The 12,015-nt window shown below is 41.3% G+C and carries 3 protein-coding genes and 2 rRNA genes (1 of these 5 cut by a window edge); 3 read left to right on the top strand and 2 right to left on the bottom strand.

Going from position 1 to position 12,015, the window contains the following annotated elements; translation table 11 throughout:
- Window positions 1-1,527, top strand: a 23S ribosomal RNA gene (locus QSH61_RS15785); it begins 1,452 nt to the left of the window's first position.
- 167 nt (window positions 1,528-1,694) lie between these two features.
- Window positions 1,695-1,808: ribosomal RNA gene (gene rrf, locus QSH61_RS15780) — 5S ribosomal RNA — on the top strand.
- Between the two features lie 581 nt (window positions 1,809-2,389).
- Here the strand turns inward: rrf and purU are convergent.
- The gene (gene purU, locus QSH61_RS15775) at window positions 2,390-3,220 is read right to left on the bottom strand and encodes a formyltetrahydrofolate deformylase (RefSeq protein ID WP_010607548.1); all 831 of its coding nucleotides are present in this window, start codon (window positions 3,218-3,220) and stop codon (window positions 2,390-2,392) included.
- 257 nt (window positions 3,221-3,477) lie between these two features.
- Between purU and QSH61_RS15770 the strand changes: the two genes are divergently transcribed.
- The gene (locus tag QSH61_RS15770; protein ID WP_206473069.1) at window positions 3,478-9,057 is read left to right on the top strand and encodes a choice-of-anchor U domain-containing protein; all 5,580 of its coding nucleotides are present in this window, start codon (window positions 3,478-3,480) and stop codon (window positions 9,055-9,057) included.
- A 172-nt stretch (window positions 9,058-9,229) separates the two neighbouring features.
- On the opposite strand, the gene QSH61_RS15765 is transcribed toward QSH61_RS15770, so the two are convergent.
- Complete coding sequence (locus tag QSH61_RS15765; RefSeq protein ID WP_206473068.1) at window positions 9,230-12,010, bottom strand: serine/threonine-protein kinase; 2,781 nt, start codon at window positions 12,008-12,010, stop codon at window positions 9,230-9,232.
- Window positions 12,011-12,015: the final 5 nt, after the last annotated feature.

Raw genomic sequence — 12,015 nt, 5'->3', positions numbered from 1 at the left:
TCGATGGGAAACGGGTTAATATTCCCGTACTCGGTATGAATGCGATGGGGGGACGGAGCAGGCTAGGCAAGCATGGCGTTGGTTGTCCATGTGAAAGGCTGTAGGCTGGTGACTTAGGAAAATCCGGGTTGCCAAGGCTGAGAGTCGAGACGAGCCACTAAGGTGGTGAAGTTGTTGATGCCCTACTTCCAGGAAAAGCCTCTAAGCTTCAGTTCATACTGAATCGTACCCTAAACCGACACAGGTGGTCAGGTAGAGAATACTAAGGCGCTTGAGAGAACTCGGGTGAAGGAACTAGGCAAAATTGTACCGTAACTTCGGGAGAAGGTACGCTCTTGTTTGTGAAAGACTTGCTCTGTAAGCAAACGAGAGCCGCAGTGACCAGGTGGCTGGGACTGTTTATTAAAAACACAGCACTGTGCAAAATCGTAAGATGACGTATACGGTGTGACACCTGCCCGGTGCCGGAAGGTTAATTGATGGGGTTAGCTTAGGCGAAGCTCTTGATCGAAGCCCCGGTAAACGGCGGCCGTAACTATAACGGTCCTAAGGTAGCGAAATTCCTTGTCGGGTAAGTTCCGACCTGCACGAATGGTGTAACCATGGCCACGCTGTCTCCACCCGAGACTCAGTGAAATTGAAATCGCAGTGAAGATGCTGTGTACCCGCGGCTAGACGGAAAGACCCCGTGAACCTTTACTACAGCTTGGCACTGAACATTGACCCTACATGTGTAGGATAGGTGGGAGGCTTTGAAGCAGGAACGCTAGTTTCTGTGGAGCCGACCTTGAAATACCACCCTTGTAGTGTTGATGTTCTAACTTAGGCCCCTGAATCGGGGTTGAGGACAGTGCCTGGTGGGTAGTTTGACTGGGGCGGTCTCCTCCCAAAGAGTAACGGAGGAGCACGAAGGTTTGCTAAGTACGGTCGGACATCGTACGGTTAGTGTAATGGTAGAAGCAAGCTTAACTGCGAGACAGACACGTCGAGCAGGTACGAAAGTAGGTCATAGTGATCCGGTGGTTCTGAATGGAAGGGCCATCGCTCAACGGATAAAAGGTACTCCGGGGATAACAGGCTGATACCGCCCAAGAGTTCATATCGACGGCGGTGTTTGGCACCTCGATGTCGGCTCATCACATCCTGGGGCTGAAGTCGGTCCCAAGGGTATGGCTGTTCGCCATTTAAAGTGGTACGCGAGCTGGGTTTAGAACGTCGTGAGACAGTTCGGTCCCTATCTGCCGTGGGCGTTTGAGAATTGAGAGGGGCTGCTCCTAGTACGAGAGGACCGGAGTGGACGAACCGCTGGTGTTCGGGTTGTGATGCCAATTGCATTGCCCGGTAGCTACGTTCGGAACTGATAACCGCTGAAAGCATCTAAGCGGGAAGCAGGCCTCGAGATGAGTTCTCACTTTGACTTAGAGTCAACTGAAGGGCCGTTGAAGACTACAACGTTGATAGGCGAGATGTGGAAGTGCTGTGAGGCATTAAGCTAACTCGTACTAATTACCCGAGAGGCTTAACCATACAACGCCAAAGTGGTTTACTAGAATTGTTCCAGACAATTCCTAGCATGACCTCCATCCATGGAGGCCTTAGCTAACAGAAGTTAATAGACTAAAGTAGACAAAAGAATTTAATAGCTTTTTCCAGATTTACATTGATGAAGGAGACTTCATTGATGAACAGAATTTCCTGGTGACTATAGCGTTTTGGACCCACCTGACCCCATGCCGAACTCAGAAGTGAAACAAAACAGCGTCGATGATAGTGTGGATTACCCATGTGAAAGTAGAACATCGCCAGGGCCAAATAAGAGAAACCCGTTGCAGCAATGCGACGGGTTTTTTGCTGTTTGGGGTAAAGTACTTCCATGTAGCATCTCCCCTTCGCGCGTCCTTGCGCTCACTTCCTCGAACTGCGAAGCGGTGCTTCGGTTTCTCGTCACCCAAACTCAGAAGTGAAACAAAACAGCCGAAGGGTCGGCCCCGGTCAATGATAGTGTGGATCACCCATGTGACTCTCTATTTAAAAAATGAGAACATCCTACTTCGTAGCGAGCCAGGGCCAAATAAGAGGTTGATGAAAAGCGTTCATCCATGAACTTCATCGACATTCGAACATCCATGTACATCAAAACCCGTTGCAGCAATGCGACGGGTTTTTTGCTATGTGTGATTTAAAAACCTCGCGAGGTAAACTCGCTCCCACCACAATATCAGCACAGTGCAACATGCTAAGAGGCGGTTTACCCGCCGAGGGGTTGCAATGAAATTCCGAAAAACCTCGCGAGGTAAACTCGCTCCTACCACCGAATACACAGCATTGTGGGAGTGCACGCATCCATGCGTTCATTTCCTGAGTTGCTAAATTGCGTTTCTGAACTTGATTATGAAAAGACGACAGTTTTATTGCCGTTAATGAAAAGCTTATGCTCGCAGGCTAATTGTAACGCGTTACAAAATACTGTTTTTTCAATGTCTCTACCGATTTTTGCCATCTCCTCGGCATTTTGAGCATGACTAACTTGCGTGACATTTTGGGCAATAATAGGCCCTTCATCTAATTCATCATTAACAAAGTGAGCAGTAGCACCAATAATTTTCACGCCACGTTCAAATGCCTGATGGTAGGGTTTTGCACCGATAAAGGCGGGCAAGAATGAGTGGTGGATATTAATAATTTTCCCGTCAAAGCGTGAGACAAATTCCGGTGTTAAGATCCGCATATACTTTGCCAAGCCAACAATATCAGGATCATATTGTTCGATTAAGTCGGCCATTGCACTGTCGTGTTCAGCTCTACTCAACCCTTCATGTGATACCAGATGAAAAGGAATACCAAAGCCTTTAACAAGGGGTTCCAACGTATCATAGTTTGCGATAACTGCTTGTACTTCAATATTGAATGCTTGTTCATATTGTTTAAGCAACACGCCGCCTAAGCAGTGCGCTTCCTTCGTCGCAAGCAGCACCACTTTTGTTCGTTCTTGTCCGTATAGGTTTAATTTGGCGCCAGTCGGTAATGACTGACGAAGTTGTGTCAGAAAGTTATCACTGGGTGTGCCTGTGATCTCTGTACGCATAAAGAAGCGCTGTCCTTCTTTATCTACAAATTCGTTATTACGCGTGATGTTTAGGTCGTGCTCATGGCAAAGGCTCGTGATCTTCGCGATCAGTCCTATGTCATCTTTGCACTCTGTCGTTAGTATGTAACTCATTTCCTCATTCCAATTCGTCCAAGCGAACTTTCAGAATACTGCTAATTGGCAGTGAGATAAATGCTTACCAACAAAAAACTTTGGCCAATTTTATTTGACCACGACAGATAAAATGTCACGTCTTAAAAAAAAGCACTAAGTGTTGAGAAAGTTCACTTCAAAATACGTGATCAACCTTTTTAAGGTTGGTATTACTGTGATGACTAATCGTGAATTCGTTTGCAACTTTTGTTGCTTTTACTACCTCAGGATATTAGATGAGAACTTTTACATTCCGCCTCTATATATTACTACTTTGTGGTTTTTTATCTGCATGTAATGACACTAATCCAGAAAAAAATGAACAAAACACTAAAGCAAGTTATAAAGTGGTCACAACTTATACTGGGGCTGGGTCGATAGTTCCTGAGAGTCTAAATATAGAAGCGGGTTCCTCTGCCACCTTTGAGCTGCGGCCTGACGAAGGGTATTACCTTGCCGATGCTACGGGGTGTCACGGTCTTTTGGACAAGGAGAAGCTTAATTATCATGTCAATAATGTGAATGACAGTTGCAGTATTGACGTTTCATTCAAGCCTTTAAAGTTATCTATAAAAACAAATTTTCCAGAAGGTGCAAGTTTGACGCTGGATAAACCTGACTACTTTTACGGTGATAGTCTTTCTGCTCAACTGATATTGGATGCTAGTCATAAAGTAGAGAGTATAACTGGCTGTCAAGGTCAATTAGTCGGAGAGTATTATCAAGTAGCTAAACTTGTAGAAAGTTGCGAAATATCACTCAAAACCTTAACACCAAAACGAACGTTTACTGATGAAAAAAGCGGTCAGCAACTTCAAGTTAAGGTTCTTGATAATGCTGGAGTTATTGCTACAAGCAGCCAAGGAATTATCTCAAAAGATGAACCAAACTTGCCAGCGATGAGTAACGATATTGTACTGCCATTCCAGTTACTTGCGATAGATATTGCAACAACTCCGGGTGCAGATGTCTTAGTTGAACTAACTTACCCAAGTGCAGTTTCAGAGCAATCTCGTTACATTAAGAGCGATGGGGAAACGTGGTATTTTATGCCTACTGAATTCGCCCAGCTTGCTGCTGATAAGCGTAGTATTGTTTTACATCTCCAAGATGGTGGTTATGGTGATAGTGATGGAGTTGCCAATGGGATAATTAAAGATCCCGGGGGTATAGCAGAATTACAAAAAATAATAGTACAAGGCATTGCTTATGAAGGTGGTAGTATTTCACCTAACACACAAACTGTTAGCTATGGCGACTCAACGATTTTCACGCTTTCGCCTGATGAGGGCTTTGGGATAAGTGATGTTACAGGATGTAGTGGTACTCTGACGGGCAACACATACACTACCGGTATGGTTACTTCTGCTTGCCAAGTCAGCGCTAGCTTTAGTCCGCACACTTTCAATGTAGATGCTAGTGCAGGTGAGGGCGGTGGTATTTCACCCAGCACACAAACGGTAAGCTATGGTGATAGCGCCACTTTTACTCTTGTGGCAGATGAAGGCTATGAAATAAGTGGAGTAACAGGATGCAACGGCACGCTTACTGACAACACCTACACCACTGGCGTGATAACGTCTGCTTGCCAAATCAACGCTAGCTTTAGTCAACAAACTTTTACTGTGGATGCGAGTGCTGGTGAAGGCGGTGGTATTTCACCTAGTACACAAATTATTAATTATGGTGATACTGCCCGCTTTACTGTAACACCTGATGTTGGATTTAGCATCGCTGAAGTATCTGGGTGTAACGGAACACTTGTTGGCAACACTTACATCACTGGCACCATTACTTCTGCTTGCCAAGTCAGTGTAAGTTTTAACCAAAAATCCTTTACTGTGGATGCGAGTGCAGGTGAAGGCGGTACCATTTCACCTAGTACGCAAACGGTAGCTTATGGTGGCACTGTTAGCTTTACCCTCATTCCTAGTGAGGGCTTTGAAATTAGTGAAGCGAGTGGTTGCTCAGGAAGCCTTAATAATTACGTTTATTCTACGGGGGAAATTCGAGAGCCTTGCTTCGTCCAAGCTGAGTTTTCTCAGATAAAACCAGAGCTTTCAGTTGATGCTGGTGAAGATATATTGGGTGTGTCGGGTAATACTGTAAATTTAAGACCTTCCGTAGATACACAAAATAAAATTAAAGCTGTTAGGTGGCAACAAGTAAGTGGCCCCACATTAGCGATTGAAAACGTTAATAGTTTAGAGACATTGGTTGAGCTACCTTCTTTACCATTCTATGGATATGCTGAGTTAGAAATCACTGTTAGTGATGATTCGGGAAATGAAGCCAGAGATAGAGTAAAAGTTGAAATAACTCAAAATATTGAAGTCCCCATTCTGATTGATGATTTAACTGTTACAAACGTTGCTGTATTTCATACTGAAAACCCAGGTATTCGAATTAGCACAGGGGAATTCGATGAAAATTCAAAAGCAGCTTTCTTTGAAAAAATAAGAATAGAGAAAAATAAGCTTTATTACGTCACTGTATCTGGGAGTATCAACAACTCGGAAAGTCAAAACGCTGTGGAGTATGGTTTAGTTTTCAACCACGATATACTCGATAATGGTATGGCTATCTCGCTTCTCTCTGACATTATCTACCAAGCGGTCGATCAAGATATTAGAAATAACAACCTAAATGAGCAACTATCACACTTTGCAAATATTCTAATCAATGATCTAAATAGCGATGGTACTATATCTTATCGTGATATCTCCTACTTTCATAAAGGTCTAGAAAGCACTTTCATGGGGAAAAGTAAGTACCTTTTAAGTGATTATAAAAATAAAGCCAACTACCTTGAAAAGCTTAATTTCGTTTTTAAGCAGCTTGAAAGTAAACTAGTTATTAGTAATGATAGCTATTTCAATATAGGCGATAAAATATATCCAAATTTAACAGAAAAGCCCCTTGGCACCAGTGTCAGAATTTCTTTAAACAACTCAGATTTTGTGAATGCTAATGAAGGCCTACAGCTACAACAAAGCGGCATTAATAAAGTATCAATATCATTGTCTACAGAGAACGGGGTTTTCTATAAAACTGATAGACAGCTAACCGTCCTTGAGCAAGAAGCTGTAGAAGTAGCAACTATCGTTGCTGATCAGGACAATACGGTGCACCTTGTTGATAATACCAACACCAGCTCAGAAGTTTATTTCCCCGTCGGCTCATCTGGAGGAGACCTTACGATATCAGCAAAGCTAAGCTCTGCAGAAAGCACTCATGGTATTAATGGAGTACTAAAGAGCGATATATTAACTTTAGAGCCCTCCGGTACGACCTTCGATGTACCTGTCACAATAAAACTAGCGTATCACGGTGATATTGATCCTGAAAGCATCATAGCTACACGAATATCACAAGGTAATGTTATTGAAAGCATAAAACCAATATATGTAGACACTTCTTCTAAACATGCATATTTTCAGACCACACACTTTACCGACTTCATACTTGAAAAAGACATTTTTGGAAAAAGTGAATCTGAAGAGGTAATCCATAACCTTGAGTTAATGGTAAAGGGGGCATGTGATAATAAAAATTATAGCGGCCTTACAGAAGAAGATTGTGAAAGGCTTTACGACTTCAACGATGACGAATGGGTAGAAATTTTAAACTTAAATGGAAGAAGTAATAAAGAGTCAGAAATTACAATCTTTGATATCTTCTCATCGTGGTATTTAGGTAAATCAATTTATAAAAATCTAACCGACATAAAAGATGACAACACAGACGCATATTACATAAATTTGGCTGAGTCATTTCATAAGTTTAAAGATAAGGAGATTTACACCAATAGTTTAGCCAACCAGTATAACAAACTTGCTGAAGCTGGGTTTTCATTCGCGGACTTTAGAAGTGACGCTCAGTTAGTTTTAGAGGCCGCTGAGTTTGGTTTCAATTTTTTCGATGCCAGTACGCTACGAAATATTACCAGAGCAACTGGACTAATAAATAGCGCTATTGGTATATTACCTACGGACTTTGTGTCTTGGTATCTAGAAGCCGTAATCACCACCCCGATAAAGGAAATGAAGAAGGTGAGTGACAAAATATTAGGGATTCAAATAGAAGCTTATGCGTCACTAAGAGATAAAGGGGTCTTCGACTTTGAGGAGTTTATCAGTGCAGTACAAATGTCTTTTAATGGTGATGCATTTTATAATGATTATGTAATACAACATGGTTTTCTTACTTCTAGCAGCTATATTCCTGCTGGTTCACTTACTGAGCCAGAGGAAATTAGGGCTTTTTGGGTCAACCTTGATCTGTTCTTACAACGATATGAACTATATAAATTAGCAGTTTCTGATCAGGAGCCAACTGGCAACCTAAAAGAAATCTTCAGTGACCCACAAATTTTAGCTGAAGATGGAAGAATGCTAGATATCATCTTAAGCGCTGATAAACACATACGAAAAGTTAACGATGAATCTGTAAACATTGCTGATTTTAAGGTCTTCAATACATCTCATGAGTTTGGGCTTTTCACTAAGAAAACAGAAATCAAAGTTTCAAATAGTGAGATTAAAGAATTAGATTCCATAAAGTTTTCGCTGTTATTAGACGAAGTTTCGAGCATTGAAGCTGATGAGTTAATTGTCAATATAGAAACTGAATCCAGAGATAAAGTACTACTTGCTTGTGTCAGCTCAGAAAATTCAACAATTGCATGTAGTGGCGAGCATAACGTCTCTCCTGAGTTTCAAGTCTATGATTATAAACTGTCGATCGAGACGGAGAATAATAAACTGGAAGATGAAAAGTTTAAGGTAAGCTTTATTCAAAACCAGTCAAATATTTCTCCTTTTGTAGCAATAATCAGCCCAGTTAGTAACAAGCTTACTTCTGGAGAAAATGTTTCTTTGCCAGCACACTACAATGACCCTGATGGTTATATTCTGAGTCGGCGTTGGTATGTGAAGATGGGGGAGCAATATTTACCATTTAGCGTATCTGATAGTATTGCAACCTTCACTATTCCAGAAACCGATGAAGAGAAAATACTTACAGTCTATCTAGAAGTAAAAGACAACGAAGGTGCCAGAACAAGTGATCAGATTTATTTCAGAGTTTATCCAAAACAGCAGGGGAATATATCCAAATTTAGTTCTTCATGGTTGAATGGAAAAACCTTGTACAATGTTTATTTTTCAGGAAATGACAAATCGTTTCAGCTCACAGAGATTACCTTCAGTGATAGAGAGGCTCGTGCGGTTGTAAATGGAAGAAACATCACCCTTGAGTACACAATCGTTGACGGTTTCATCAGAATTGATGATGGCTCCGATGTTGATTACATAGGTATCTATCGCTCAGAGCCAGACAAGTTGTTGTTGTGCTGGGGAAGAGATGCATTCAATAATTGCTCTGGTGAGGCAGAAGAATACTTCTTTTATGACAGAGAGTTAGCAAGAAAATATATACAAGCGGCGCCAGGCAGGCATAAATATTCTGTTTTTGCCGGCAATAATAGGCTTGCCAATCATAATGAGTGGCTTGCCCCGCTAGAGCACGGATACAAAAAAATTGGTGATACCGACTCAGCATCAGCCAGAAGGTTTTATGGTTCTTACAGATATTACGTCATTATGGTCGAAGACAATGAGTATGCTCACATTGATGCAGTTAAGGATCACAATGGAAACTTGTATCAAACTTACATAACAAGCAACGTATTGAACCACCAAAACCTAGCGAATGGCGTTGATGGCAACTATGCAGAACTGGGTTACTACGGTAAGTCTTATATGGTCATTGAAGTCAATGAACACACACGCTACATCAAGGTCTACCCTCATTAGCCAATGGCTTAAACGAACTGCGTATAACTAGTAAGCCAGGCTCAATTATTAAAGATTGAGTCTGGCTTTAATACCAATAGCGTTAATTAATTGACCAATTTTGAACTGAGAAAAGTAAGTTAAGCACCGCTATCGCTAAGGCTCTGCCAGAAATTACCATTATTCTGCAAAACTAGAGCAAAAGTAACACTGGACTTGCTATTTTGCACTCAGAAATAGGCTTGTTAATGTAGCAGTTTTGCAAGCTATGAAGTTCTTCTATCCGTCTGACTCCTCGGTGATTATAGGTTTGTTGTTTAGCCTTAGATAAATCTGTGTGTTTTTTATGCGGAATATTTTTCCAAAAATTAAGTAATGCCTCGCTACTATCATGCGAAACCGTTACATCAATTTTAGATGATGCTATTTTCGCTTGCTCAATATCTCCTCTAATTAACGCACTAAGCACCTTTACCTTATTTATATCATTCGAAAAACGAGTCTGTTCAGCTGAACTTCGTATAAACTCTTCAGCAGCTATAAAGCTTTCTTCAAGTTGTTTATACTCTTTTTTTGACAACTGTATAGTTAACTTGTGCATGATTGCGTCCCAAGTCGTTTTATTTCCCTTAGGATATATCTGCGAAAATACATCTACTGATTTCGAGTTATATTTTTTTGCTTGTTCCAGCTCCCCAATATTTGCATGAACAAAACCTAACCAGAAATACCTATGACCAGTTCGGCTATGAAGCTCTCCCGATGATAATAAATCAATTTTTAAAGCGGAGTTTAGCGTATCGATAGCTTGCTCGTGTCTTTTTAAATAAAATTGAGCAATGGCGAGATTACCTAAAATACTAGCTACATTGGGGTTGTTTTTACCTAGCACCTTTTTGGCGGTTGTAGCTGCTTTCAATAAATAGTGCTCTGATTGCTCAAAGTCTCCTCGTAGGCGTGAGGCTATCCCGATGTCATTCCATAAAAATGCCAGTTGTTCATGGTCCTCACCATAACTTTCTAAAAAAATGGACTCGCTAGACTTGTAATACTCGATCGCGAGTTCGAAATGATCCTGCATTTCTTCTATAAAGCCGATGTTTCTGTATGCATTACCGGTGGAAGGGTGCTGCTCACCGAGTACCTTTTTGGTAATGTTAAGGTGCTTTTTATATATCTTACTGGCCTTTTCAAGCTCACCTAAGCTACTTAGAATGTTGCCATGAGTATTGTAAACATCAAGTAGGCCAATATGGTCAGCAGGGTAGGTGGCTTCTGCCAGTTTAGAAGCTTTTTGTATTTCTTGCAGTGCTTCTTGAAACATGCTCTGCTCATCGTAAGCTATGGCTTTTTTTACTGATGCTTGAATGAGCTGTCTTTGTTGGTTTGCGGTGCTTGGAACTAGGTTTGCAAGTTTATCTAGCGTTTCAACGGCTTCTTTATTGTTGCCTCGCTTTAATTGAATCGCACTTCTAATGATGATTTTTTCTATCCACTCTTCACTACCATGCCTTAGAGTGAGTTTGCTTAATAGCTCATCAGCTTGGTCATAAGCACCTTGATAGAACATGGTTTCTGCCAAGGGTATATTGAGCTTGTTGCTATCTATATCTGACTCTAACAGCATTCGTGCCCTTTCATAATCTCCGAGTGATAATAGTGCGCGAGCGATAATTTCTTTAATTTCTATTCTGGCGTCGTTCTGCTTAGGTAATTGAGTGTCTAAATTAGCGCTACCAGAATATAGAAGCTGTGCATAATCAGGCTTTTCTCCGTTGTAATATCTCGGATCTGCGGCATAAAAGACATCTTTTAAGTAGTTAACAATTGCCGACTTTTGCTGAAACTGTTCATTTAAGTGTTGGTTTTTAACAATCAGTGCTGCGGTCATTGTGATGATTGCAAGTACTGCTACAGATAAAAGTGAGGTAAGAAATGGCTGACGGTAGAATCGTTTTTGCAACCTATAAAGAATTGTATTTTTCTTTGTTGTAGCTGATAAAGGCTTTTTTTCATAAACTGCATGAAGATCGGCCTGCAATAAGGCGATTGAACTATATCTTACTGATAAGGCCGCTGAAGTTGCTCTGTCTAATACTGCAAGTAAATCAGCATTAACTTTAGCCCTATTAGTTTCCGAATTTAATCGTTTTTTTAAGATCTTGCCCAAGCTATACACATCACTTTGTGTGGTTAATGGCTCTCCAGCAAGCTGCTCTGGGCTGGCGTAGTCTCTACTTAGCCCATTGATATATGCTGAATAGGTTGCGTTACTTTGCTCGCTTAGCGTATGAGCTACGCCAAAGTCCACCAGTTTTGGCTCACCCAGCTTATCCACCAAGATATTATCGGGCTTTAAATCACCATGAATAATTCGATTTTGGTGAGAGTAGCTTACTGCATCACATACTTTAATCAGTAGCTTCAGCATTTCATCATTAGTCGCAGTTGCACAAAACTGCTGTAAGGGGTCGCCTTCTATGTATTCCATGATTAGGTAAATTAGGCCACTTTCTGTTGTGCCAACGTCGTACACTTTAGCAATATTGGGGTGGTTTAAGCGGGCCAAATATTGCGCTTCTTTAAACGCGAGTTCTTTTGAGGTTAACAAAGTGATTGATGGCGCAATAATTTTAATGGCGACTTGTTGTTCTAGTTGGCCGTCGCAGCGCTTAGCAAGATACACCACCCCCATACCGCCCGAGCCCAGTAGCGTTTTGAGTTTAAAGTGTTGGATCTGTTCACCGGTGAGTGAAAGCAAATCTTTATCTGCATCTAAAGTATCTACTTGAGCCGCAATGATATTGCTAAACAAAGTTTGCTGCACATTTTGTTCATGTGCTGAGATTAATGCCGTTACTTCATCTCTCAGTTGTGGCGACAATTCGGGTATGCTATTTAAACCCGCGGTCAGGTTTTGAGAATAATTGTCAAGTAAGTGATCAAATACGCTGAGCGCATCATTAAAAGTCATAGGGC

This window comes from Pseudoalteromonas sp. JC3 (assembly GCF_030291895.1).
Classification (GTDB): Bacteria; Pseudomonadota; Gammaproteobacteria; order Enterobacterales; family Alteromonadaceae; genus Pseudoalteromonas.
Note: the sequence above shows the minus strand (reverse complement) of the source record. Positions and strands in the feature narration are given on the sequence as shown.

What these genes read in the sequence shown, in the direction of transcription:
- purU (WP_010607548.1), bottom strand. Translation starts at nt 3,220, where the DNA reads ATGAGTTACATACTAACGACAGAGTGCAAAGATGACATAGGACTGATC.
- QSH61_RS15770 (WP_206473069.1), top strand. Translation starts at nt 3,478, where the DNA reads ATGAGAACTTTTACATTCCGCCTCTATATATTACTACTTTGTGGTTTT.
- QSH61_RS15765 (WP_206473068.1), bottom strand. Translation starts at nt 12,010, where the DNA reads ATGACTTTTAATGATGCGCTCAGCGTATTTGATCACTTACTTGACAAT.